Raw genomic sequence first — 23864 nt, forward strand, 5'->3', positions numbered from 1 at the left:
CCTTAATTTGCAATTTCTTATATGTCAGATGTGATATCAGTTGCTTCAGACCACGCAGGTTATGAACTAAAATCAGAAATAAAGGCTTACTTGGAAACTTTAGATTATACAGTGATAGACCGTGGATGCACTGCTGAACAAAAGAGTGTAGACTACCCTGACTATGCTGCTGAAGTTGTAGAAGATATAACAAACAAAAAAGCAAATTATGGAATATTAATTTGCGGTACAGGTTTGGGCATGAGTACTGTGGCAAATCGTTTTGAAGGAATCTATGCTGCTTTATGTAATAGTGTTGAGATCGCAAAATTAGCTCGCGAGCATGGCAACGCGAATATACTTTGTCTTGGTGCAGGGTTTACTGCGAGTGGATTAGCAAAAGACATAGTCAAACAATTCCTCGAAACAGAATTTTCAAAAGAAAGTAGACATAAAGAACGCCTTGATAAACTTAGCAATATTAGCAAGAAAAAAAACACAAAAACTTATAACGAAGATGAAATATCAAAATTCGCTAAAATAGCAGGTGAATGGTGGAATGAGAATGGCAAATTCAAGCCATTGCACATGATGAATCCTGTGAGAGTATCATACATCGTTGAGAAAATAAAAGAATTAAAAAAATGCGATTTAAAAGAACTATCATTGCTCGATGTTGGTTGTGGTGGTGGCATTTTGTCAGAGTCAATGGCGCGTATTGGTATTAGGGTTGCGGGAATAGATGTATGTGAGGAAAACATAAAAGTGGCACAGTCGCATGCGAAGAAAGTAGGGTTAAATATAGAATACACACACACTAGCATTGAAGAGCTAAGCAATGACAAGAAGTATGACGTGGTTTTGTTGATGGAAGTGGTTGAACATGTCGATAATTTAGAGTTTTTCATGAAAAAAGCAATAGAGCTGTTGAAGCCAGAAGGGCTAATTTTTATATCGACGATAAATAGAACTATTAAATCCTTCTGTCTTGCAATAGTCGGCGCAGAGTACATATTAAACTGGCTGCCAAAAGGCACACATAATTGGAATAAATTTCTCAAGCCATCAGAAATTGCAAATCATCTAAGGGAAAACAATGTAACACTACAAGATATGACTGGTATGGAATATAATGTAATAAAGCGTGAATGGAACTTGACCAAAGGTGTGGATGTTAATTATATACTTTGTGGAAACGTTGTAATTTGAAATCTCATTCAAGTACTAGAAGGTAATGCAAATATTTTAGGCAGTTTTACTTTACTTAGCAGCTAATTTATCATATGTATTTCCATAGGATATCGCTATATTAGAATATGTTACAATTACTAACCTTACTTGCTGTTATCACTTCGATTGTATTTTTTGGTCATCTAGTTCCAATGGAAGTGAAAGCCTTCTTGTATTCAATAAGCCTTAGTATAAAAGAGATCTTACTATTTATAATGCCTTTTATTGTTTTTGCATTAATCTTTAGTAGTGTTAACAATCTTAAGCAGTCGGCTATAAAGTTTATATTGTTACTTATTATAACGATTTTCTTGTCGAATCTAGCTTCAAGTTTAATAGCTTATTCTGTTGGGCATTTCATCACACAAAACACTTATTCAATACAAGATATAACATATGAAGAAACAATTGTTCCTTTATGGTCATTTAGGATACCTGCATTGCTTTCTAATTTTTATGCCCTTGCTTGTGGATTTGTGTTAAGCATATTAGTGTCCACAATATTACCAAAAAAAAGCAAAGAGCTCTCGAACAAAATGTCAGATTTAACTCTCTTTATTTTGAAGACATTTTTGATGCCAATTATTCCAATGTTTGTACTTGGTCTTGCTTTAAAAATGGAACATGATCAGGTTTTACCCATAATATTTAAGGATTACTCAATAATTTTTATTATTATATCATCTGCAACCTACCTTTATGTTTTTCTCTTATATGGAGCAGCAAATTCATTTAAGATCACAAGTTGGATAGCTAGTATAGGCAATATGATACCTTCATTTATTACTTCAATGAGCACAATGTCTAGTAATATAGCTATGCCGCTTACTCTTGAAGGAAGCAAAAAAAATGTAAAGCAGCATGATATAGCATCGTCTGTTGTGCCAATAACTGCTAGCTTTCATTTAGTAGGTGATTGCTTTTTTATTATAATACTATCAATGATAATGACTTTTGGTGGTGCATTGTCTGCAACAGACTATGTGACTTTCCTTCTCTACTTTCTGTTATTTAAATTTGCTATTGTTGCAGTTCCAGCGGGAGGGATTATGGTAATGTTGCCTGTTCTTGAGAAGTATCTTAAATTCTCCCCAGAGATGCTTTCATTAATTACAGCATTGTATATAGTGTTTGACCCAGTAATAACTTCAGCAAATGTTATGGGTAACGGTGCGTTCACTATGATGTTTACAAAGCTCTATGATAAGCTTAAGTGATGTCCATTCTAGCAATTAATACTGTAGGTGCTGGTAGTTCAATAGCAGTAATTGATTACGATGGTAATTGTTTTGTAGAACGCAATTCTGCAAACAATAGTCATGCAGAATCATTTTTTCAAATACTCAATACTTTGTTTGATAAGCATAATTACAGCTACGATAAAATAGACCATTTAGCAGTGATAGTTGGACCAGGAAGTTTTACTGGAATCAGAGTTGGTATATCAACTGCACAAGGTATAAATCTTGCTACAAATAAGCCGTTATATGGGGTTAGTGCGCTGGAAGCTCAAGCATATGCAATATCGCTACTTTGTACAAATAGCAAAAAAAATATTAAAGCTATAATCGAAGATGATCAAAAGTTTTATACGCAGTTATTTGATTTCAATTTGTTACCGCTATCAAATCCTGCTGTAGTAAGTGAACTCCAGCCTGAAACGCACTGCATTACATATATGGATTGCAGTTTACCAAAGTTGGATGCTAGCCATGCAGGGCTATTAGTCCGTTATAGACTAAAAAATAAACAAAAATTAAATGGAGTTGAGGCTCTATATTTAAATGAGCCTCAGTATATGAAATCGTTGCCTATTGCGTAAACACTATTAATTTGGCCAAGTTTGTACATCTGACTTACTATTTCTTCTGCTACTTCTTTTATACTCATATTTGAATTTTCTACCTCTATAGCATTTTGTGGTACAAATAAATCTTCCTCCCTAAATTTAATACTATTTATATTAGTAACCTTCCTATTTTTTCTTTGCTTTTTTGATATAGTACGCTCTTGTAATATCAATGGATTGCACCTAAGTACTATAGGGAGGATTTTTGTGCTCATTTTTTTACTAAGTTCTACTACTGAGTTATATATTCTTATGTTGTAATCATTATTTTTAATTAATTCATCAACAAATATATAATTTTTTGAGTCAATAGGATAGGCTTCTATTGCCTGAAACATAACATGTGTAGTGTTATATATTCTATCTCGAGCTTCTTTGGAAGTTTGATTATATTCAAGTCCACTTACAATTACTGCATTTATCATACTAGATAATACTATTGCTGTAGAAAGTTTACCACTTCCTGGAAGACCAGTGATATATATGAAAAATTTTGTTAGCTGTTTTTTTATGTCAACGTTTATCATATTATTTTTAATATTAAAACCTACAATTATAATAACATAAAAACAAGGCTTTAAAACATATGAAATATTACATAAAAAGTCGTTTTTATAGTTAAAATATTATGTAATCTAGAAATGTAAACTCTAATCACCTAAGGCAAGTTATTTTAACGTAGGTTCACCTTTTAGTTTGTAATAAACTTTTTTTTACGTATAAATCTTTAGAAAATTTTAGTCAAGAGCTATGTTATTAACAAATAGTGAGTTGAAAAGAGACCTAGTTAACGCCTATCAAATTTTATCTTATCTTAAATTAGATGATCATACGTATACTCATCTCTCTGTACGTTCTGAAGATAAAAAATCATTTTATGTTTATCCTTTTGGTATACGTTTTTATGAAGTAGATGAAAGTTCATTGATGAAAGTATCGTTTGATGGGAATATAATTGAAGGCAAAGAATATCAATATAATAAAACTGGCTATGTAATCCATGGCTTCATTTATCAAGCAAGGAAAGATATTCAAGCAATTTTTCATCTACATACACCTTCTATTGTAGCAGTTTCTTCTCTCAAGGATGGATTACTCCCAATAAGTCAGTGGGCGCTGCACTTTTATAATAAGTTATCTTACCATGATTATAATTCCCTGGCACTTGATGATACAGAAGGAAAAAGATTAATAGCTGATTTGAAAGAAAATTTTGTGATGTTAATGCACAATCATGGATCTATAACATGTGGTCAGACTATACAAGAAGCAATGTTTTATACGTATCACTTAGAACAAGCTTGTAAAACTCAATGCCTGACGCTAGCAATGAATAGGGAGTTGTCAATTCCAAGTGAAGAAATTTGCTCAAAAGCCGTAAAGGATCTTCTGTCTTTCGAAAGCAATCTTGGTAAGAGAGATTGGCACGCATGGGTTAGGTTGATTAAAGGTAAGTTATAAAAGTTTCTGACTCTTCGATAGATATTAGATTTCTTGCATAACCAGCCAGTCTGAAATCCAATAATGGTTTCACACGCTGTAACTCTTCAATTCATGTAAGAAGTTTAATGTCTCCATCTCTACTTAAGTTAACACCCTTAACTAAGCAGATACAAGTAAATAACTAGTAAGTTTTTTCAATCCTGCTCCACAGCAAATTTTAATGCTATGTGAGTAGTTATAGTGCTGTTAACAATTAAAATGACAAAAATTAAGATGGTGATTAGTAGTGTATAAATATTCAAGGATAAATTTTCAAATTGAGTTAGCAATTTGAAATATACAAAAGTTGGCATTATCATTGGCAAAACAAGAATTTGCGACACTCCTGATGCTAAGTTATTTCGACCAATCATCAATGCATTTCCAGTAGCTGAAATATTAATGATTATCAGCGTATTAAATAATAAAGACACTCCAACTGCTATTGAATGTTCAATATTATTGCCTAGAATTGCAAAGCTGAACATGAAAGAAATCACTGAAATCGGTAACCCAAATAACAACCAGTGAGCGAAGATTTTATAAGCAACTATCAGCCTAGAAGAGAGTGGCTGTAAAAAGATTTGCTCTAATATTCCATCATGATAATCAGATGTAAATAAATTATTTGTAGAGATCTGCAAAACAAATGTAGCACATATCCATGTTAATGTTAATATGACTTCTTGTTTACTGTTGTTTTCAAGTGTATATGAAGATAAACTTAACATTATAATAAAAATACATACTATATAAGTAAGATTATTATCATTTATTACTAATTTTTTTACCAAATTAATCATACCAGGATTTTAAATGTTTATTATAAATTATAGTGTTTACTTTGAGGGTAGTATAATTTTTTGTGTTTACAAGTTATATAAGTTTTAATATATTTTATTGATAATGCTATGGAAAAATTAATAAAAATAAAGTTACCGGAAGATTACGTTCCTTCAGAAAATGAAGAATATATGAACGTAAAACAACTGGAATACTTTAGCTTAAAGTTACAATCAATACTCTCTGAACTGGAGAAACAAGATCTAGAAGATAGTAGTATTTATTCTGATAGTGAAAATGGAGAATTAATTAAGCGCCGAAAAGATAGAAAAGAAAAAATTAAGGAGGCGTTGGAAAAAATAAAATTAGGCATTTATGGTTACTGCGATGGAACGGGAGAAGAAATAGGAGTCGAAAGACTTAAAGCTAATCCGCTTGCTATGTATTGTATTGAAGAACAAGAGAGAATAGAAAAAGAAAAGAACGTGTATAACATTAATGATTAGAACTTGTCAGGGAATTGATAAACTCAAGCATATTTCTCTCCTTAACATAACTCTACTCATAGCCAGATATATGAAATTTTCAGTGAGTAAATCTTATTCTTTCGATAGTCTTCTATTCCTAAAGCAAAAGTCCTTTCTACAACCCACCTTCTTGGCTGTACTTTAAATCCCTCATTGGTAGTAGCTAAGGCGGTGTGTCTTTGTTGACTTAGAACCTACATGAAGGCCTTTTGACAATCTCAATATCCATACCATATTCTTCCTTTATATGATTTTTTAAATCTTCTCCTTGGTATCCCATCACATTTTTTTAACTATAGTATATTTTTTTCTTACTTTCCTGTATGATACTCTGGAATAGCTTTCTATTCTTGTCCATTCCCTTTGACTTAGGTCTGCTGGATGCTTTTTTCTCATCTTTACCCAGTACTAAAACTTTAGGTATTATAGCCTTTTACTAATCCCTGGACAAGCTCTAGCTTCGGTAAACTCAGTAGAAGGTTCTTTTGCAAAAAATGCAGCATGTACAGCATTTTTAATAAAAAAACATGCAGCAAGTGCAAATATTGCTGTCGGTACATAGCGCAAAGGAGAAGCTATACTAAAAAGTAGCAGAAGCGACGATTAAGCAACAACAAGTCAGTATTGCTTGATCACGTAGATAACGTCTATCAACTCCACCGTATTCAGCCATCAACCCTTTAACTTTATCATTGCTACCGTATGGCAGAGTAAGCGTTTTAATCAAATTCATTACACCATTATTAGTGAAATATGGAGCACACTCTATAACTCTGGAGCCATTAACCTTCTGATTAGGATCTGCACCATACTTTAGAAGCAACTCTAAATATTTTTCGCGTTTATCGTTGTCACAATTGATTGCTTGATATAATGGACCTCGACCATTTTCATCTAACATATTAGGATTAGCACCATATTTCAAAAGTATTTCCATAGTATGATCATCATCACACAAAAACGCTTCAAACAACGGATTTTTACCATTTCTATCTACCATATTAGGGTCAGCACCATATTGTAACAATAACTCTACAATTCTGCTGTCGTTGAGAACCATATAATAGCATAACGAAGCTTCATTATTATTGAGTAGCCTTATGTTAGGGTCAGCAACATTTTCTAAAAGAAGTCTCAAAATACTATAATCTCTTGAATTTTTGGCTTGCATTAAATCAATAGATAATGGAAAGTAAATACAAATAAGTTCTTCATTGATGTAATCACCAAATCTTCCATCTTTACTGCTTTTGAATTTGGAAAAAAGCTTTTCAAGAAACTTTATATCCTGATTATATAGAGCTCTATATAAGTAAAACCTCAAATCTCCAGGTGAATTAATTTCATTTAAATTTTCGTCAGTTAGATTTTTAACCCCTTCTATATTTTCCTTAGTGAGAAATTCATATGCAGTACCTAGCTTTTTAAATTTCTCCTCATTTTGTTTCTTTACAGCTTCTGAATGTTTATCAGGATGATATTTCAAGGCTAATTTTCTATACGCTGATTTAATTTCTTGTTCACTGGGCACATCGCTTGATTCAAAACCTAATATTTTTAAAGCTTCCTTTCTACTTACAATAAATTCCCCACTGAAATATGTTAAATTAAACGTAACCCAAAATTTCAAAAAGTAAAGCCTTTATGTCAAATTGCATCTATTTCATAACTGTACAAATATTGTAGATCAGGAAACTTCAGTCCTTGATACTGGAATAACATCTCTATACTACTCCGGGCCAATCTAAATATTAAGAAATTTACCATATAAAAAAAAGGCAGAAGAAACCCTATTATCTATTTTTTAAATTTACGTTCTTTATTGTCTCATTTGACGTTCACTAAACAGAATGTAGTCTAAGTACAAACTTGTGAAAGGCTTATGTGTAATGCTTCTCCACATAATCACTAATAATTTCCTTAAATTCTTCAAAAATATTATCACCTTGTAAAGTTTTGAAATATTTGCCGTCTTTGTAGACTGCTGAAACAGGTTTTTCTCCATACCCAGGCAGGCTGATCCCCAGATTTGCATGTTTGCTCTCTCCAGGACCATTTACTATGCATCCCATAACAGCAACTTTCATATACTCTACACCAGGATTATTTTTCTTCCATACCGGCATATGAGTTTTTATGTAGCCATTTACTTCCTTAGTTAATATACGAAAACGATCGCTACTTGTGCGTCCACAACCAGGACATGAACTCACCTGAGGGTTAAAGTAGCGCAAACCTATAGACTGCAGTATTTCCTGACATACTACCACCTCATTAGTGCGTGATTCACCAGGGCGCTGAGTTAAAGAAGCCCGGATAGTGTCTCCAATACCATTTTGCAATAAATAAGTAAGCCCTGCTGTGGTATTTACTACGCCTTTGTTACCCATACCAGCTTCGGTTAAACCCAAATGCAGCGCATAATTGGAAGATTTTGCAAGTGCCGTATAAACTAAAATTAAATCCTGCACTCTACTGACTTTACATGAAATGATTATTTTCTCTGCATTAAGGCCAATCTTTTCAGCTTTTTTTGCACTACCAAGAGCAGACATTACAAGCGTCTTACGTAATATAACATCAGAAGTTTTTGGATTACTAGACAAGGAGTTTTCATCCATTAATTTTTGTGAAAGGTACTTATCAAGACTACCCCAATTTACTCCAATTCTGACAGGAAGATCATGCGTTATTGCATACTCTATAATTTTTTCAAATTTTTCATCACGTTTATCACCAAAGCCTATATTACCTGGATTTATCCTAATTTTACCCAGAATTTTAATGTTGTCTGGATAATCCTGAATCAGCCTGTAGAGCTCATATTGTCCACAGCCTACTAATATCTTACCATCAAAGCCTTCTTTATTTATTTCCTCTACTATATAAGGTATTGTTTTTGCTACTTCCTCTGAGTTCAAAGCAATTCGCACCAACTCTGAACCTGCATGCGCTAGTTCTATTACTTCTTTTGCATATTTCTGAGCACTGCTTTTTATGTTGTCAGAATCTATATGTGCACCAAGTGCCATGGATTGAACAACTATAGGATTATTTCCACCTATCTTCACTTGTCCAACTTTTACAGCATGAGTTTTATGCCTGGAAACCGGCGATGACTCATATGCATCATCACTCAATGTCAGGTCTCTATCTAGCATATTATTAATCGTGACACTATTTTACTGTGTCAACTACACTGCCAAATGAACTTGAACCATTTAAACTATGCTGTGGTGTTCTATTTAGGTCAGTAATAGAATCATGAGAGCACGTTCTTCTTGATGTACTTTCTTTTATAGTAACATTTATAGGGGAAACTTTTTTTTCTCGTGTTGAAGTAACATTTTTCCCTTTTTGTTGTTCACTTTTATGCTGCTTACTTTCATACTGAGAAACTGGCTCTTGATCTATAAATACAGCACCCTTTAAACGTGCAAGATTAATACCATGCTGATTGATCATAGCATCCTCTTCATCTTCAACTATGCAAGCTCCCACGTTGTTTGGCTCATTATCAAGGCTAGCAATTTTTTTTTCTTTTAATTTTTTGATTAGATCTTCTTTATTTATGTTAGCATTAATTTGACCTTGTAACTTTTTTTTCTTAAGGAGCGCCCTACGCTTTTCGTATAATTTATACGACTCAGCAAAATCCTCATCTACATGAAAATTTGCACCACCAGGGTTACCAGGAGGTATGTACCTTTTACTGAGCTTCACTTTAGACTTAGCTTCAGCGTTATGTATAGCAAAGAACCCAAAAATTAATATAAATAAAATCTTAGAAAAGAACTTGAACATACTATAATGAATATCGTACCTTAGAAGATAACAATTAACGAGCTTTAAGTAAATCAGAATCTCTACCAACTTTATAATACAAACATCTTTCTAAAAAATTTACTACCAAAACCTACATAATCTAAAGGAAATTTAAGGTGTTACAAATTTTACGTAACACCCTTTCAAAAAGAGCATTACACTCTTCCTTGCTGTAAGTTATTCTTCAGTTTTTCGGTATCATTCACATTATTAAACTTTCCGCTTGGCATATCTTGAGACAAGTCGTTTTTCTTCTCTTTATCAAGCTTAACTCCCTGATAGATACAGAATGCAACAAAACTAGTTACAGCTATTGCAGCAACAGCACTGACTATGGCACAAGTTAATATTGCTTGTTCTTGTCCCCCTACCATGTCTGCAAATGTTTCTACTTTTTCTTCTAAGCCTGTAAATTTTTCTTGCAAGCCGCTTAAGTGCTCTTGCATAGCTTGAAACTGCTCAGTACCAATCTTGTCTTCTAATGCACCAAAAACTTTTTCAAACTGCTCAACATCTATCTTTTGAGCTTCTTGCCACTCTTTTAATGCACTAAATACCTCTTCAAACTGTTTAGCATCAATATTTTGAGCTTCTTGCCATTTTTTTAATTCACCAAAAACTTTTTCAAACTTCTCAGCATCTATCTTTTGACTTTCTTGCAATTCTGTTATACCTAACCAATTGCGGAAAATTCCTTTTACCATTTTAACCCCCTAGCTAATTAATATATTATAATTTTACATTCCCAATGTTTAAATTATTATTAAATTAACTATCATTATACATTGATCTTAAAATAACTTTCCTTGGTTTAAGTTAGCAATTATTCTACCAATATCTCTCTCTTTCCTGAGTAACTCGGAGCACTGACAATACCTTCTTTCTCCATTCTTTCAACAATATTTGCAGCTCTGTTATAGCCTATTCTAAGTTGCCTTTGAATGTAACTAGTTGAAACCTTTTGATCTCTCTGAATGATGGCCACTGCTTGCTTGTATAGATCGTTCTCTTCATCTTCTGTTTCACCTTCTGATTCCGCGAAAGAATTTTCATCTTCTTGAGTGATTTCCTCCATGTAGTTTGGCTCACCTTGCGTTTTTAGATGATCAGCTATATTTTGCACCTCATCATCACTTACAAATGGACCGTGAACTCGAATAATCTTACCACCAGAGGCCATATAAAGCATATCACCCATACCGAGCAATTGTTCAGCCCCTTGTTCACCAAGTATTGTACGGCTATCTATCTTAGAAGTAACAGCAAAACTAATTCTCGTTGGAAAGTTTGCTTTTATCACACCTGTTATCACATCTACAGATGGGCGTTGTGTTGCCATTATGATGTGTATCCCTGCAGCACGAGCCATCTGAGCTAAACGTTGAATAGAGCATTCTATATCTTTGCCAGCAACAAGCATTAAATCTGCCATTTCATCTACAATCACCACAATATACGGAAATGTCTCCATTTTAATCGGTATTTTTTCAAACAAAGGTTTACCAGTTGTTGAGTTAAAGCCAATCTGTACAACACGTTCCAATTCTATTCCGCTATTCATCGCTTCTGTAATTTTTTGATTATAGTTTATTACATTCCGCACATTTAAATATGACATCATACGATAGCGATTTTCCATCTCTTTCACGCTCCACTTAAGAGCAATAACAGCTTTTTTTGGCTCTGTTACCACTGGTGTTATTAGATGCGGTATTGCATCATATATTGAAAGCTCAAGCATTTTTGGATCGATCATTATCATCTTGCATTCATCAGGACTTAGTCGATAAACAAGCGACAGAATCATCGTGTTAATTGCAACCGACTTACCTGACCCTGTAGTTCCGGCAACAAGCAAGTGGGGCATTTTAGTCAGATCTGCAATAACTGGTTTTCCGCTTATTTCCTTGCCAAGCGCAATTGGAAGATTTAAGTTTGCATTTTGGTATTCTGGCGATTCAAGTAAATCACGCAGCATCACAATCTCTCGCTCCTTGTTTGGCAATTCTATTCCCATGGCATTTTGTCCACGAATTATTGAAATACGTGCAGAAAGTGCACTCATTGAACGTGCAATATCATCTGCAAGACCAATCACTCTTGCAGATTTTGTACCTGCTTGTGGTTCAAGTTTGTATAAAGTCACAACCGGTCCATAACATACACTTATAATTTTTCCTTGCACGCCAAAATCACTCAGCACCTGTTCGAGCAGAGATAAATTCTTATTGCTCTCTAATGCATTCAACTGTTTTCTCTGCATAGATTCTTCCACTTTAGAAAGTAAGTGAATGCTTGGAAACTCAAACTCGCTAGAAGGTGGTTTAAAAATCTCTTCGGTAGCTTTCTTCTGTCTTTCTTTTGGTTGTTGTCTAATGGTTCTATATTTTCCCTCTATTACTAATGGTGCTATTGAATAATCAGTAGTTTTACGTAACCTGAAAAACAGAACCTTTGTAAAAAGGGAAAATATTTTTTTACATAGGAAAAGCAAAGAATAAACCGTTCTCTTCCAACCAATCAATCCTACAATACCTATTGATACTACTACTGTGAATATGTAAAACGGGCAGTGGCTAATTAGAGTATTGCCGACTATTCCACTGTGCATGTACCTAGTAGTGATACCGAGCGAAAGTTGCTCTAATGTAGCACATATTCCTAAATTGATTAATATTAAATAGAGAATTTTCAGCAGCCTTTTTGATATCAAAAAGTAAACTATGGTTGTAGCTATTGTAATACTAGCGAGTCCAAAAAATTGAACTAATATATCAGCTAAATATGAACCTACTATTCCACCTAAATTTGTTACTTCCTCATTTGTAGATGTATTTAAGGATGGATCTTTATAATTATAGCTAAAAACCGATATATATATATACATTAAGAATAACAGGTATATCGCTGATTTTAGCTGTTTTTTTAACATCTACTTAAAGTAATAAGTAATTGTATATTTTACAAAGTGAATTGCTATTATCAATATCATCACGGATAAATCTAATCCATTGAATGGTTGTATATACCTTCTGATAACCTTTAGTGGAGGATAAGTGAGTCTGTTTAAAGTTTGCATTATGCTGCTTACAATCTCATTATACATGTTAACCACATTCAATTTAACCAACAAATCGAGAACAACTGAGCATATTAGAATGAAGCTGTAAAGATCTAGTAGCAGGTTAAGTAAGTATATGATTGGATGCATATTACTAATTTATACTAAAACCTATTATGTGTAGTGATAGATATAAAATCAAGCCCCACAATAATAAATAGGTGCAAACAATAACTGATTAGTCTGTTTATCAACAGAGATGTCCACTATTTGCTGCCTTGGATTCCCTCTACTGTAAAATTCTTCAACTTCCTGCAGCGCCAATGTTACATCTCGAAGCAAAATTAATGTGTCACAGCTATGTGGAACTTGCTCTCTAAAATATCCACTGGCTGAATAATACCAGATGGCAAGGTTTATCAAATCAAGCACATCATTTAGTTCTAATTGCGCAATGCCTGTTTTAGAACAAAAACCAACCACTCCAATATTAGCGTCAAAAAATATGTACCTACTATTTTCTCCCTTATATATTAGCATAGCATGCCCATCTTTACTGAGCTTTTCATCTTTATAATAATAACTGCGGCGGCAGCTAAACATTATATAATGCTCTGATTTTGTGTTATCTAATGCATGCTCAAGTTGCTCTTGAGAAATGGAAGCTTGTTTTTTTGTTTTAGGATCAAAGAAAAATTTTTGTTTATTTAGCAAGATGTTGTCAGAGAAAACAAATTTTTTACTCTTTTTAGCATCATAAAAACATAAAATAGGTAAGCACTCCGATAGAACTAGTATCAAATGTAACTGCCGTTCTTTTTCTTCCTTGCCATTAAGGTAATCTATAATATCTTGCTCGGTTATTTCGTTATTTAGTCTATTAAAAAAGCTTAAAAAGTCTTCTCTACTTTCTAGCTTCATAGAAACAATTAAGTTACTTAATGGGTTACATAATCCGTTTCTAGGATTAAAGCCTAGAATTTTTTTATACCATCCACTCAATGTTGGCATATTCCCTATGGCTGTGGAAATATGTCGATTTAATTTGAACATGATACCATCTTCTCTCTTAAATTTTTGTGTATACTCTTCATAAGCCAACTTTACCTGAGTATATGATATTATTTCTGTGTAGTGATATTTCCCTTTGCTGTCTTTATAAATTCCTTTTATATTACAAGCAATGCTATTCTCTATATCTTGCGTGATAACAAAGTCTTCAGTTTCAATAGTTTGGTTTAAAAATTCTGCAATATCTCTTTTTGAGAAAGTTCGATCAAAAGTTTTTCCATTATCATTTTTGAAAAAGACTCTGACCTTGTCTTCCTTAAGAAGATGAATTTTTGATATTTGCGATCCACAAATATCGTTGACGTACTCTTTTATATATGTTGACATTACTGCTACCTAATATTTTAATAATATACTAAGTATGACATAAAATATTAAAATTTTAAAGATTTTTATTAAAATTTAACAAGATATTGTAATCTTTGATTCCACGTGGATAAAAAACTTATTGATAAGTTAACGGAGAGATGTATACAATATAAGTATCTGTTCAGCAGAGTGGCAAAATAAGATAGATAAGACAATCACAGAAATAGACGTTATCATGCCAGTGCTTGATACCTTTGTGTTTGAGGCAAAATCTGCTATAATATTTAACACACTGCTTTCACAAACGAATGTTCATACAATTCTGTGTCTGAGCACTGAGATAACGCCATTACAAAGGAACCAGCATCAGCTACTTGCATAACAAGAAAGAAAGCACTGGTTTAAATATTTGCACATTAGCCATACACCTGAATGGATATCTATATGACAAGATAAGTATTCAGAACCATTTTCCTTATTTTAATTACCCATTACTTAATGAGATCACTTCTTTTAATTGATATTATAAAACTACTTATCGTAAAGTTGATCTATAGATATAATACTACCATTTGATGACTTTTCAGCACATTTCTCACTTTCATATTCTTTATCAGAATCAACGCTAAATACTAAAGTATCTCCTGAAATTTTATCATGAAACTCACTAATAGCAAAAAACGGTACAGTGACTTGTTCTTGTTTTCCACGAAAGCTCAAACTGACACTAAACTTATCCTCAAAAACTTTTAGACTATAAAATTAGTGCTGTAATATAATAAGCATTTGAGTAGGATATGATTCTTTCAAGTAGTCTGGTATGGCAACACCATTAAATCGACTCAACCACTATCGGCTGAGAGCCGAAAGGTTGGATATAGCGCTGGAAGCGCGGTGAGAAGCTAAAGCTACTCCAATCTTATACTAGATATAGAATGAGGCTGATGTGCATCTGTATGTTTATTGATGTACTCATTAATGACTTCATCTGTGATATGTCCGCTGGTAGCACTAAAGTATCCTCTTCCCCAAAAACGCTTTCCCCAGTACATTTTATTTAGCTCTGGAAATTCTTGTTGAATTTTGCGTGAAGACCTGCCTTTGGCTCTTTGAACAAAATCACTCACAGCTATATGAGGAGGTATTACTACGAATAAATGTAAATGATCTGATGATATTACTCCGTTTTCTATCTTAATCCCCATTTCTTCAGATACTTCTGCTATGATTGTTCGTATTCTCTCCTTCATAGCCTTAGTTAATACTCTGTACCGATATTTTGTAATCCAGACTATATGGTACCTATGATAAAATACAGTGTGTTTTCCTTTGTCATATTCCGTCATAACTATACTTTATAAAGTACAGTTATGACATTGACAAACTAAAGTTTCTCCACCTAGAAGGTGGAGGCTTGTACCATCTTATGGAAAGTAAAAAACAGTATCTCTAAGTGAGGAGTAAAAACATTATCTAATATAGTATCTAGAGCCTTTTTGATAACTTGAAATTTAGCATGACTAAGCGACTTCTGATAATCTGTTTTATCCATATAACCCTTACATGTTTGGGGAAACTTCTGTTACCCGGCGTTCCCTAAACCGTGCTTATAGCAATGAAGTTATAGTGCCTAAATTAAGCAGCTAATGCAACATTGTCTTCAGCAGCAAAGTTATCGTTTGCATCTAAATTGTGAACTCTTAGCGGTGGTATCTAACCGAGCAAAGCTACCATCTTTACTATGCATGTCGATCCTTACTCGCCCCCGTATCAATCAAAAAATATGGTGGAGGCGCCGAGTACTGCCCTCGGGTCCAATACACCTATTACAAGGTAATTTTATTGCCATAGTACAAAAAATGCACATCTTTATTATACAGTAGTATTGAATAAATGTCAAGTTGTTGAACGTAAAATCGGTTGTAAGCTAAAAAATTAATATAAAAATTACTTCGCCTATTTATCTAATCTTAGTATAATCAAAGTAGAGGTATTTTTAGAGCTCAAAATCTATCTTCGTCTGCAGACTTTTTTATCAAATAATCAAACTCAGTAAAGAATGTAGCGTATCTTCTTCAGCGCAAATGGGTGCACACATATGCTTAATCTCTGTCGTATGTGCGTTACATTTTTTCTGTTCTTTATTAATAAATATGGGGGATTCTATGCCTAATTCTTAACAAAAAACTACTCAAATGCTTTTGTAGCTATTGAATTTCTGAATTCAAGAAAGCAAGAGACAGTGTGAGAAATGGCACAAGCCGAAAAAAAGATAAGTTGTGGAACAAAAAATGCAGACAACTGTGGAAAATTACCCACTGGAATCCAGACTTTGATTGTCAAATAAAAAATTCACATCTTAAAAGGATCATATACATCAATTTCCTTAGTTTTCACTTTCTCGTTTAATAATCTCAAGATGGGCTGTAAATCATCGTCGATTGATAAGCACAGTACTTCTCTATCAAGAAAACCGGCTAGGTGATTCCTTTTCTCAAGGATTTCTGTTTCTTCCAATAAGTCACATTTATTTAACACTACAATTTCCTCTTTTTCAATAAGATCGCTATTGTAAAGCTTCAGTTCATTATGTGTACAATTATAAGCTGAAATAATGTCATCGCGCGTTACATCAATTAAATGCAGTAAAATTTTGCACCTTTCTATGTGCCTTAAAAATTTGTGTCCGAGCCCAACTCCAAGATGAGCATCAGCGATTATTCCAGGAATATCTGCTATCACAATTTCGCTATAATCCACTTTTGCTACACCTAAATGTGGTCTTATAGTAGTAAATTCATAATCGCCTACTTTCGTATCAGAATTCGAGCAGCGGGTTAAAAATTTAGATTTACCTACATTTGGCATACCAATAATGCCAACATCAGATAAAACTTTTAGCTTCAATATTATATTTCTTTCTTCGCCGGGCTGACCATGGGTAAAATGTCTTGGTGCCCTATTAGTAGCAGATTTAAAGTTAGTATTTCCAAGCCCACCTTTTCCACCTTTCACTACTTGAAATTCCATGTCAGGTTTATCAAGATCTACTATTATTTCCTCACTTTCTTCATCGATTATTTGTGTACCAACTGGAACTTTAAGTATAATATCTTTTCCTGCTGTGCCAGATTTATCTCTACTCGTACCACTTTTTCCACTACTCGCTTTAATATGTCTTCGACAACGAAAATTAAGCAAAGTGTTGAGATTTGCATCACTGATGAAAATTATGTCTCCTCCCCTGCCCCCATTACCACCGTTTGGGCCACCAAATTCAACGAATTTTTCTCGACGAAAACTAGCACAGCCATCGCCACCATCACCTGCTTTTAAATATAATTTAACTTCATCTATGAAATCCATGCCAACCCGCGATAATATTTAGCATTTTCTCCTAATGAACTTTCTATTCTCATTAATTCATTATACTTTGCAAGCCTATCAGAACGCGACAGCGAGCCAGTCTTTATCTGCCCACAATTCGACGCAACTGATATGTGGGATATCGTTGTATCTTCTGTTTCACCTGAGCGGTGAGAAATAATAGCCCTGTAGCCATTTAATTTTGCCATTTCAATAGCAGCAAAAGTTTCCGTAAGTGTTCCTATCTGGTTTGGCTTGATTAGTACAGCATTTGCCATTTTCTCCTCTATTCCTTTACTTATTAGTTCACAATTTGTAACAAATAAATCATCTCCAACCAATTGAACTTTATTCCCAAGTTTTACAGTAAGTAATTTCCAACCTTCATAGTCGTCTTCATTCATTGCATCTTCTATAGAAATTATTGGATATTTGCCTACAAGGTCAAAATAATACTGAACCAATTCCTCTGAAGTGAGTTCTCTGTTTTCAAATTTATAAACTCCATCTTCATAAAAAGTAGATGCAGCAACATCAAGACCCAGTGCAAAGTGATTTTTCATCGAATAACCGGCAGATTCAACAGCCTGAATTATCAAATTAAGAGCTTCTTCAGTGCTTCCAATGTTTGGTGCAAAACCACCTTCATCTCCTACGTTTGTGCTATAACCTTTTTTCTTAAGAATGCTGCGCAAGTTATGAAATACCTCTGCAGATATTCTGATTGCTTCACTGAAAGTTTCAGCACCAACCGGAAGAATCATAAATTCTTGAAAATCGAGTTTATTATCTGCATGTACTCCACCATTAATGACGTTAATTAGCGGAACTGGCATCTGCTCTTCCCCTACTCCCAAATACTTATATAACGGCATTTTAAAGCTGTTTGCTGCTGCTTTTGCAACAGCAAGAGACACACCCAAAGTTGTATTTGCTCCAAGTTTAGATTTATTTTTTGTTCCATCTAGTTCAATTAAAACTTTATCAATTGCACTCTGGTTTGCTGCATCCATGCCAATGATTTTATTTGCTATCACTCCACTTACAGATTGAACAGCTTTCAGCACTCCTTTACCACAATACCTTTTTTCATCTTGATCTCTCAGCTCCAATGCTTCTAGTTTACCGGTCGAAGCCCCAGAAGGGACAGCGGCTCTACCTGTTGCTCCATCACATAGTTCTATTTCTACCTCAATTGTTGGGTAACCCCTGCTATCTAAAATTTCTCTTGCAAATACACTGCTGATCGTCTTTTTCATCATGCTAAACCTCCACTAGATTCACAATTGTGTTCACGTTCGGGAAATGTCACCCCAGCGCTGTAACATTTCAGTGTACGAACATTGTAACCTACAGATAAACAGATAATTTGAGTAACAGATGGTGTCATTCCAGTGCTTGACACTGGAATCCAGTTTTTATTATACAGCCACTTATTTAAAGTTAAGTCTTCTGGATCCCAGTGTCTGGGCACTGGGATGACACCATTCTTAATGGAAGCTATCCCCATATCGCAATGTCTGTACAGTTGTTTTCCTAGACACTGGAATCCAGTTTTACTACACAATTTTATCATATAAATCACCAATGCTTAAGTTTATTTTACTAGCAGCAGCTTTGCAGTTTCTTTCGCTAGTTTAGCTATATTACTACCAGCACCAATAAATAATACTACATCTCCTGAACTTGTCGAATTACTAATAAAATGTGAAATGAGTAAAGCATCATTCATCATCTTCACATCATTAAACCCATTACTGATCAAGGCTTTTTGTATATCATCAATTCCACAGCCAGGAATAGGCTTATCTTCTGGAGGATGGACAGGAGTGAGAATTACATAATCAAACATCATGAAAATTCGTACGAACTCATCAAAAAAATTACGAATACGAGCAAAACGAAGCGGCTCGATAATTCCTGTTACCTTTCCTTTAGTGGTCAAACGTGCTGCTGCCAGGGTTGCTTGTATTTCATTTGGATGATGAGCATAGTCCTCAATTAACTTAACACCTTTAATATCGGCAATTAAAGAAAATCTCCTTGCTACTCCTTTAAATTCCAAAAGACCTTTTTTAATCTCTTCATCACTAATTCCAAGTTTCACTGCAACTGATATTGCAGCCAGGGCATTGCTAACTTTATGCATTCCTATTGCATTTGATAGCACTACATTCTTTATAATTCTGGTACAAGGTTGAATATCTTCTTTTTGTCTTTCGAGAGCGAGTTCTTTTAATCGAAACACCATATGTACATTATCATCATCAATTTCAATACGCTGAACTAACTTTCTAATTATATTAAATTTAGTCTCCCAATCTACCTCTGATAAATCACACTTTTCCTTCGTTATATGCCCTCTTAACATCTTCACTTCTTCCCATACTACCCCTTCTAGTATATCTGCGAGTATTGATTTGCTGTTACATTCACCAAAACGTTTTCCAGGACAACGATAGTAACTTCTTCCTCCCTTAGCATTACTCATTCCATAATAAACGGATTTGCAACACTGACATATCACTAACCCTTGTAATAAGTATTTTCTTCCACTTTGTTGCATTTTTTCTATTTGTAGCTTTTCTTTTTCCACACTGTATCTCTACGACTTATATATATTTTGCCTATAGTAAAATACGCACATAATGAGCCAAATCAAGGAAAGTGCAAACCAAGTAATTGCGTATTCAAGATGCTTTATTGGCTGTATAGTCAATTTGCCACCAAAATTATCTTGCCACAATATACATTTCTCTAGCTTAATACCTAGATCATTGGAGATTTCTTCTGTACTTAGGGTAAACCATGTATTTGAAGCAATATCATTTTTGATAAACCAATTTTTGCTACCATCACAATACAAAACGCCATCAGCAGCTACTTTTTCAATTTTTGCTTTTTCTTCTTTTTTTTCTCTGACTATTCCTTTATTTATTAACATGTAATGTCCATTGATAAGCAACATAGGAGACAGCACATGATAGCCACGTTGACCTGCGAAAACATATAGTTCTATATCACTTAAAATTCCGTCGATTTTAACGTTTCTGTAGTTAAACTTTGAAAGATTATCACTAGGCAGTAGATGAATAACTGGAAGATCCATATTTTTGATAATATTATTCTTCCAGCTCAATCTAAATAACTGCCATAACCCGAGTGAAAAAAGAAGTAAAAAAGGTATAATGAAAATAAATACTGTTTTTCTTAACACTCTATATTTGTGTTCTCAAGTAATTTTCAATACCCATAAGCTCAATAAGGTCAATCTGTTCTTTGATCCAATGTAAGTGCTCTTCCTCATTTTTCAGTAGTCCTTCTAATAACATTACACTCACGAAATCCTTTTCTTTTTCAGCAACGGAAATTGCCTCTTTGATTCCCTTGATACCTTCTTCTTCTAAGTTAGAATTATCTTCTAAGATTTTCTGCATTGTATCTTTTGTGAACTTTCCTTCATACTTTGAGATTTTATTTGTATCTTGAAAATTTGGCATGCCCTTAAGCAGTAAAATTCTTTCTGCCAGCCTATTTGCATGCTCAAGTTCTTCATTAAGCTCCTTTCTCATCTTTTCTGCAAGTTTATTGATTCCGCTATTTTTAAGAATCGCAGAATGCAAAAGATACTGGCGTACAGAAGTCAGCTCATTTGTAAGTAATTTATTTAAATGTTCTACTATTTCTTTATTCATAACCTTTCTTTAGCTAATATACCAATGTAATCTACATAACAATCAAAGCAACATCAATTCATTTTTCTCACAACAATCGTATCAAATAGCACATCATGAAATGCCTGTTTCCTCTGAGAGAAGCAAGCAACTAAATACCAACTGAAGGTAAGCATCACTATAATCACTTCTAGTGTACTTAAAGCATTTACTGATGTTTGAAAAAGTTTGATAAAGGTGATAATTGAATTATTTAGCATAGGAAGGAAAAACTGAGAGATAGTGCGATCAAATGCTAAGCTCAAACCTATTTTAGAACTATCTAAAGTGATAGTATATATATTCATTAACTGTTGACCAGGAGTTGCTTGAGCTGTTGAAGATATAAAATATGTAAAGTAGCCACAATTTATACACATGTATGACAGGTGCAAAATTAATGGAAAATCCCCTAATGACAACACAATTAGTAAGGTTGGAATTAATAAAATTGCTACATCTATTAAATATGCGCAAAAGCGCCTGTGTACACTAGCGATCTCTGTCATTACCACCTATCTTTCAAATACTTTACTATGAATTCTGTAAGTTTATTAAAATGTTGAAAATATAACAAATCTTCATAACCTCTTATTGATTGTCCGTATACAATAGGTAAGCAATTTGCATTTTGTGCACATAGAATGTCTGTGATGCTGTCACCAACAAAAAACACATTTTCTCTATTTACAGGTAGCGTACTCTCCTCCAGTGCAAACAGCAGTGGAGTTGCAGATGGTTTATCTTCTGCAGTATCACATGAGCCAACTACTCTTTCAAAGTAAGAATCTAGTTTAAAATAGGCAACTTCTTGACGTAAATTAGTATTTTTCTTATTGCTAACTATCGCTAGGTAAATATTGTGGCTTTTCAGTGTCTGCAGCATTTTCTCTACTCCTTCATTCAGAGTAATATTTTGTAACAATGCATTATCTAGGTATTTTTGATATATCTGGTTCGCTTTTTTCCACTGATCACCAAACAAATTGACCATGTAGCTCTTTCTTGATTCATGAGAATTTCTATCAACAACTTTACTGCCAGATCCCATCAAATCTAAAGTATGCTTAATGGCATTAGAAATATTATCTTGAGTATCAACTAAGGTATTATCCCAATCGAATACTACCGCTAATGGGCTATTTTTCATTTTTATATTGTTACGTATTTTAAGCTAATAAGTAAATGATATTTTGATGAAAAAAGCATAAATGAGGTGCTCCTTGTGTCTTAACCATTTTTACATAATTAACTAATATACTGATTTTAGTATAAGCTTTTATTTAGTAGGTATGACACAGCTTAAAGATACACCAGATATTGAGAAGAAATTCAAGGATGTCTTTGCTGGTGCTTTTCCAGAAGGTACGTCGCTGGAAGATAAAGTGAAGATTATCAATGAGTTCCGCCAGGAACTTAAAGCTCACAAAAGGCAAGTAACCAAAGAAAATCTCGAGAAAAGGTTAAAAGATATTTCTGCAGCAGATAATTTTTCACTAGAAGATAAAATCAAGACTATTGCAAAATTAAATCGTAGTCTTAGAGATCGAATGAACCGTGCAGCTAAAAAAGTAGCTAAAGATTTTGAAAAGATCGTCGAATTGAATCGGGAACTTAAAGATGTTTTTCCAGAAAATTCTTCATTGGAAGATAAAGTAAAAATTATTTTTGAATTGCACCGAGAGCTTAAAGCTCAAAAAGGGCGTAAAGATGAAGTGAAGATTATTAAAAAATTGATTCATAATCTTGAAGGTCGAATGGATCGTGCAGCAAAAAAAATAGCTGAAGATTTTAAAAAGATTGCTGGATTTAAACAGAAATTCGAAGGAAAAGACGTTTTTACAAGTAAAAAAGTTGCAGAGTTTGAAAGTAATAAAAAATCTCAAACTACATTAGAAGGCAAAATTTCTGATCAAAATAAACAAGAAAAGACCTCTGTACAAAAAGACAAAATTCGTGACTCAGTTAGTGAGGCAGATACTTCTGAAAAAGTTGCTTCAGAAAATAAAAACTTTGAACAAAAAAAGATTTCTTTTCAAACAGATACAGTAACTAAGTTACAACCTTCAGTAAGCAAAGATCCTATAAAAGATAAACCTAGCGACAAAAAGCCTGAAATTTCGTTAAAACAAGTCTCAGTGGATAGGAATGCTACAGAAAAAAAATCTAATAATAAAAAATCTCAGTTGAGTGAAAAGAAAAATATATCTCAACCGAAAGAAAATCAAAAAGAAGAAGGCTTTTTGGTACGTTTTCTGCAGAAAATATTCAAAAAACTTTTTGGTGAAGATAAAAAGAGTGTAGAGGATATAAAAGGAACTACTCAAAAAAGTACGCCAAATGATGAAGGGCAACAACAAAATAAGCTCCTTTCAAATCAAGACCAAAGCGCAAGTGAAAGTTTAAAGCAAATTGATAATCCATTGTTAACTCCTGTCACGAAAGTAGAAAAAACAAATACAGACCATAAAAGATAATTCGCCTTAGATTTCTTGCATAGTCTGGGGTCCAATTTGTCATCCTATGGCTTGACCATAGCTAAAAATCTAGATTCCAACGTCACACACTAACTTAAATTATTCATAAAATTTGTTTCGGTAAACCTAATTTGGGTTAGCTATAGAAGGCAAAACAGACACAAATCAGGAAAATAAAAAAAATTATAGATT

At 33.6% G+C, this 23864-nt stretch carries 25 protein-coding genes, 1 other RNA gene and 3 pseudogenes; 6 read left to right on the top strand and 23 right to left on the bottom strand.

From position 1 onward, the window contains the following. The first annotated feature begins 21 nt into the window (after positions 1-21). The 3 genes from ubiG (at position 22) to tsaB (ending at position 3031) form a co-directional block, all read left to right on the top strand. Positions 22-1188 (top strand): bifunctional 2-polyprenyl-6-hydroxyphenol methylase/3-demethylubiquinol 3-O-methyltransferase UbiG, encoded by a 1167-nt coding sequence (gene ubiG, locus ABWU33_RS04530; protein WP_353280392.1) that lies wholly within the window; start codon positions 22-24, stop codon positions 1186-1188. A 107-nt stretch (positions 1189-1295) separates the two neighbouring features. After that, a complete protein-coding gene (locus ABWU33_RS04535; protein WP_211908028.1) occupies positions 1296-2426 on the top strand; it encodes a cation:dicarboxylate symporter family transporter in 1131 nt (376 codons plus the stop codon). Beyond that, positions 2426-3031 (top strand): tRNA (adenosine(37)-N6)-threonylcarbamoyltransferase complex dimerization subunit type 1 TsaB, encoded by a 606-nt coding sequence (gene tsaB / locus ABWU33_RS04540; RefSeq protein ID WP_007302675.1) that lies wholly within the window; start codon positions 2426-2428, stop codon positions 3029-3031. The genes ABWU33_RS04535 and tsaB overlap by 1 nt, the downstream gene beginning before the upstream one ends. Here tsaB and ABWU33_RS04545 read toward each other — a convergent pair. Continuing rightward, entirely contained in the window at positions 3001-3585 is a 585-nt protein-coding gene (locus ABWU33_RS04545; RefSeq protein ID WP_250120390.1) for an AAA family ATPase, read from the bottom strand. The two genes, tsaB and ABWU33_RS04545, sit on opposite strands and share 31 nt — an antisense overlap. Before the next feature lie 223 nt (positions 3586-3808). Between ABWU33_RS04545 and ABWU33_RS04550 the strand changes: the two genes are divergently transcribed. Continuing rightward, positions 3809-4519, top strand: a complete 711-nt coding sequence (locus ABWU33_RS04550; RefSeq protein WP_353280395.1) for a class II aldolase/adducin family protein — start codon at positions 3809-3811, stop codon at positions 4517-4519. A 176-nt stretch (positions 4520-4695) separates the two neighbouring features. Here ABWU33_RS04550 and ABWU33_RS04555 read toward each other — a convergent pair whose 3' ends face one another. Further along, complete coding sequence (locus ABWU33_RS04555) at positions 4696-5343, bottom strand: heme exporter protein CcmB (protein ID WP_353280397.1); 648 nt, start codon at positions 5341-5343, stop codon at positions 4696-4698. Between the two features lie 108 nt (positions 5344-5451). On the opposite strand from ABWU33_RS04555, the gene ABWU33_RS04560 reads away from it, so the two are divergent. Next, positions 5452-5829 carry a TraR/DksA family transcriptional regulator gene (locus ABWU33_RS04560; protein WP_007302671.1) on the top strand — a complete coding sequence of 126 codons (378 nt, stop codon included), beginning with the start codon at positions 5452-5454 and terminating at the stop codon, positions 5827-5829. 6 nt (positions 5830-5835) lie between these two features. Here the strand turns inward: ABWU33_RS04560 and ABWU33_RS04565 are convergent. The 21 genes and pseudogenes from ABWU33_RS04565 to ABWU33_RS04665 all read right to left on the bottom strand — a co-directional run. Then, positions 5836-6162: pseudogene (locus ABWU33_RS04565) on the bottom strand (IS5 family transposase); the annotation flags it as partial. 111 nt (positions 6163-6273) lie between these two features. Next, a complete protein-coding gene (locus ABWU33_RS04570; RefSeq protein WP_353280399.1) occupies positions 6274-6417 on the bottom strand; it encodes a hypothetical protein in 144 nt (47 codons plus the stop codon). Positions 6418-6430: 13 nt separating this feature from the next. Further along, positions 6431-7480 carry an ankyrin repeat domain-containing protein gene (locus tag ABWU33_RS04575; protein WP_370107311.1) on the bottom strand — a complete coding sequence of 350 codons (1050 nt, stop codon included), beginning with the start codon at positions 7478-7480 and terminating at the stop codon, positions 6431-6433. A gap of 250 nt (positions 7481-7730) precedes the next feature. Next, positions 7731-9011: a flavodoxin-dependent (E)-4-hydroxy-3-methylbut-2-enyl-diphosphate synthase gene (gene ispG, locus ABWU33_RS04580; RefSeq protein ID WP_250120392.1), complete on the bottom strand. Its 1281-nt coding sequence runs from the start codon at positions 9009-9011 to the stop codon at positions 7731-7733. A 16-nt stretch (positions 9012-9027) separates the two neighbouring features. Continuing rightward, a complete protein-coding gene (locus ABWU33_RS04585) occupies positions 9028-9654 on the bottom strand; it encodes a TRP75-related protein (protein ID WP_353280402.1) in 627 nt (208 codons plus the stop codon). Between the two features lie 176 nt (positions 9655-9830). Then, a complete protein-coding gene (locus ABWU33_RS04590) occupies positions 9831-10379 on the bottom strand; it encodes a hypothetical protein (protein ID WP_250120393.1) in 549 nt (182 codons plus the stop codon). A gap of 119 nt (positions 10380-10498) precedes the next feature. After that, complete coding sequence (locus ABWU33_RS04595; RefSeq protein WP_264337346.1) at positions 10499-12607, bottom strand: FtsK/SpoIIIE family DNA translocase; 2109 nt, start codon at positions 12605-12607, stop codon at positions 10499-10501. Then, positions 12608-12886, bottom strand: coding sequence for a YggT family protein (locus ABWU33_RS04600; protein WP_250120395.1), 279 nt, complete (start codon positions 12884-12886; stop codon positions 12608-12610). Between the two features lie 48 nt (positions 12887-12934). After that, on the bottom strand, positions 12935-14134 hold the full coding sequence (locus tag ABWU33_RS04605; protein WP_211908012.1) for a hypothetical protein: 1200 nt from the start codon (positions 14132-14134) through the stop codon (positions 12935-12937). Between the two features lie 513 nt (positions 14135-14647). Further along, positions 14648-14965: pseudogene (locus tag ABWU33_RS04610) on the bottom strand (ClpXP protease specificity-enhancing factor SspB); the annotation flags it as partial. Between the two features lie 59 nt (positions 14966-15024). Continuing rightward, the gene (tnpA, locus tag ABWU33_RS04615; protein ID WP_265024376.1) at positions 15025-15462 is read right to left on the bottom strand and encodes an IS200/IS605 family transposase; all 438 of its coding nucleotides are present in this window, start codon (positions 15460-15462) and stop codon (positions 15025-15027) included. 86 nt (positions 15463-15548) lie between these two features. Beyond that, positions 15549-15668: pseudogene (locus tag ABWU33_RS04620) on the bottom strand (stringent starvation protein B domain protein); the annotation flags it as partial. Positions 15669-15684: 16 nt separating this feature from the next. Further along, positions 15685-16020, bottom strand: a transfer-messenger RNA (tmRNA) gene (gene ssrA, locus ABWU33_RS04625). Positions 16021-16468: 448 nt separating this feature from the next. After that, positions 16469-17482 carry an Obg family GTPase CgtA gene (gene cgtA, locus ABWU33_RS04630; RefSeq protein WP_211908008.1) on the bottom strand — a complete coding sequence of 338 codons (1014 nt, stop codon included), beginning with the start codon at positions 17480-17482 and terminating at the stop codon, positions 16469-16471. After that, entirely contained in the window at positions 17470-18744 is a 1275-nt protein-coding gene (gene eno / locus ABWU33_RS04635; protein WP_211908007.1) for a phosphopyruvate hydratase, read from the bottom strand. The genes cgtA and eno overlap by 13 nt, the downstream gene beginning before the upstream one ends. Further along, on the bottom strand, positions 18741-18992 hold the full coding sequence (locus tag ABWU33_RS04640; RefSeq protein ID WP_246433163.1) for a WPE palindromic element domain-containing protein: 252 nt from the start codon (positions 18990-18992) through the stop codon (positions 18741-18743). The genes eno and ABWU33_RS04640 overlap by 4 nt, the downstream gene beginning before the upstream one ends. A gap of 87 nt (positions 18993-19079) precedes the next feature. Then, positions 19080-20078 carry a glutamate ligase domain-containing protein gene (locus tag ABWU33_RS04645; RefSeq protein WP_211908005.1) on the bottom strand — a complete coding sequence of 333 codons (999 nt, stop codon included), beginning with the start codon at positions 20076-20078 and terminating at the stop codon, positions 19080-19082. 9 nt (positions 20079-20087) lie between these two features. Further along, positions 20088-20699, bottom strand: a complete 612-nt coding sequence (locus ABWU33_RS04650; protein ID WP_052264983.1) for an SURF1 family protein — start codon at positions 20697-20699, stop codon at positions 20088-20090. 1 nt (position 20700) lies between these two features. Next, positions 20701-21177 (bottom strand): bacterioferritin, encoded by a 477-nt coding sequence (gene bfr, locus ABWU33_RS04655; RefSeq protein ID WP_010406741.1) that lies wholly within the window; start codon positions 21175-21177, stop codon positions 20701-20703. Positions 21178-21230: 53 nt separating this feature from the next. Continuing rightward, positions 21231-21704 carry an RDD family protein gene (locus tag ABWU33_RS04660; protein ID WP_064085312.1) on the bottom strand — a complete coding sequence of 158 codons (474 nt, stop codon included), beginning with the start codon at positions 21702-21704 and terminating at the stop codon, positions 21231-21233. Continuing rightward, the gene (locus ABWU33_RS04665; protein WP_211908004.1) at positions 21704-22345 is read right to left on the bottom strand and encodes an HAD family hydrolase; all 642 of its coding nucleotides are present in this window, start codon (positions 22343-22345) and stop codon (positions 21704-21706) included. The genes ABWU33_RS04660 and ABWU33_RS04665 overlap by 1 nt, the downstream gene beginning before the upstream one ends. 142 nt (positions 22346-22487) lie before the next feature. Between ABWU33_RS04665 and ABWU33_RS04670 the strand changes: the two genes are divergently transcribed. Then, positions 22488-23672, top strand: a complete 1185-nt coding sequence (locus tag ABWU33_RS04670; protein WP_264337350.1) for a hypothetical protein — start codon at positions 22488-22490, stop codon at positions 23670-23672. Positions 23673-23864 lie beyond the last annotated feature (192 nt).

The sequence above is a fragment of the Wolbachia endosymbiont (group B) of Cyclophora punctaria genome, from assembly GCF_964028235.1.
In the GTDB taxonomy this organism is placed as follows: Bacteria; Pseudomonadota; Alphaproteobacteria; order Rickettsiales; family Anaplasmataceae; genus Wolbachia.

What these genes read in the sequence shown, in the direction of transcription:
- ABWU33_RS04605 (WP_211908012.1), bottom strand. Translation starts at nt 14,134, where the DNA reads ATGTCAACATATATAAAAGAGTACGTCAACGATATTTGTGGATCGCAA.
- ubiG (WP_353280392.1), top strand. Translation starts at nt 22, where the DNA reads ATGTCAGATGTGATATCAGTTGCTTCAGACCACGCAGGTTATGAACTA.
- ABWU33_RS04595 (WP_264337346.1), bottom strand. Translation starts at nt 12,607, where the DNA reads ATGTTAAAAAAACAGCTAAAATCAGCGATATACCTGTTATTCTTAATG.
- cgtA (WP_211908008.1), bottom strand. Translation starts at nt 17,482, where the DNA reads ATGGATTTCATAGATGAAGTTAAATTATATTTAAAAGCAGGTGATGGT.
- ABWU33_RS04600 (WP_250120395.1), bottom strand. Translation starts at nt 12,886, where the DNA reads ATGCATCCAATCATATACTTACTTAACCTGCTACTAGATCTTTACAGC.
- ABWU33_RS04665 (WP_211908004.1), bottom strand. Translation starts at nt 22,345, where the DNA reads ATGAAAAATAGCCCATTAGCGGTAGTATTCGATTGGGATAATACCTTA.
- ABWU33_RS04585 (WP_353280402.1), bottom strand. Translation starts at nt 9,654, where the DNA reads ATGTTCAAGTTCTTTTCTAAGATTTTATTTATATTAATTTTTGGGTTC.
- ABWU33_RS04590 (WP_250120393.1), bottom strand. Translation starts at nt 10,379, where the DNA reads ATGGTAAAAGGAATTTTCCGCAATTGGTTAGGTATAACAGAATTGCAA.
- tnpA (WP_265024376.1), bottom strand. Translation starts at nt 15,462, where the DNA reads ATGACGGAATATGACAAAGGAAAACACACTGTATTTTATCATAGGTAC.
- tsaB (WP_007302675.1), top strand. Translation starts at nt 2,426, where the DNA reads ATGTCCATTCTAGCAATTAATACTGTAGGTGCTGGTAGTTCAATAGCA.
- ABWU33_RS04555 (WP_353280397.1), bottom strand. Translation starts at nt 5,343, where the DNA reads ATGATTAATTTGGTAAAAAAATTAGTAATAAATGATAATAATCTTACT.
- ABWU33_RS04660 (WP_064085312.1), bottom strand. Translation starts at nt 21,704, where the DNA reads ATGACAGAGATCGCTAGTGTACACAGGCGCTTTTGCGCATATTTAATA.
- ABWU33_RS04640 (WP_246433163.1), bottom strand. Translation starts at nt 18,992, where the DNA reads ATGGGGATAGCTTCCATTAAGAATGGTGTCATCCCAGTGCCCAGACAC.
- bfr (WP_010406741.1), bottom strand. Translation starts at nt 21,177, where the DNA reads ATGAATAAAGAAATAGTAGAACATTTAAATAAATTACTTACAAATGAG.
- ABWU33_RS04550 (WP_353280395.1), top strand. Translation starts at nt 3,809, where the DNA reads ATGTTATTAACAAATAGTGAGTTGAAAAGAGACCTAGTTAACGCCTAT.
- ABWU33_RS04545 (WP_250120390.1), bottom strand. Translation starts at nt 3,585, where the DNA reads ATGATAAACGTTGACATAAAAAAACAGCTAACAAAATTTTTCATATAT.
- eno (WP_211908007.1), bottom strand. Translation starts at nt 18,744, where the DNA reads ATGATGAAAAAGACGATCAGCAGTGTATTTGCAAGAGAAATTTTAGAT.
- ABWU33_RS04670 (WP_264337350.1), top strand. Translation starts at nt 22,488, where the DNA reads ATGACACAGCTTAAAGATACACCAGATATTGAGAAGAAATTCAAGGAT.
- ispG (WP_250120392.1), bottom strand. Translation starts at nt 9,011, where the DNA reads ATGCTAGATAGAGACCTGACATTGAGTGATGATGCATATGAGTCATCG.
- ABWU33_RS04535 (WP_211908028.1), top strand. Translation starts at nt 1,296, where the DNA reads ATGTTACAATTACTAACCTTACTTGCTGTTATCACTTCGATTGTATTT.
- ABWU33_RS04560 (WP_007302671.1), top strand. Translation starts at nt 5,452, where the DNA reads ATGGAAAAATTAATAAAAATAAAGTTACCGGAAGATTACGTTCCTTCA.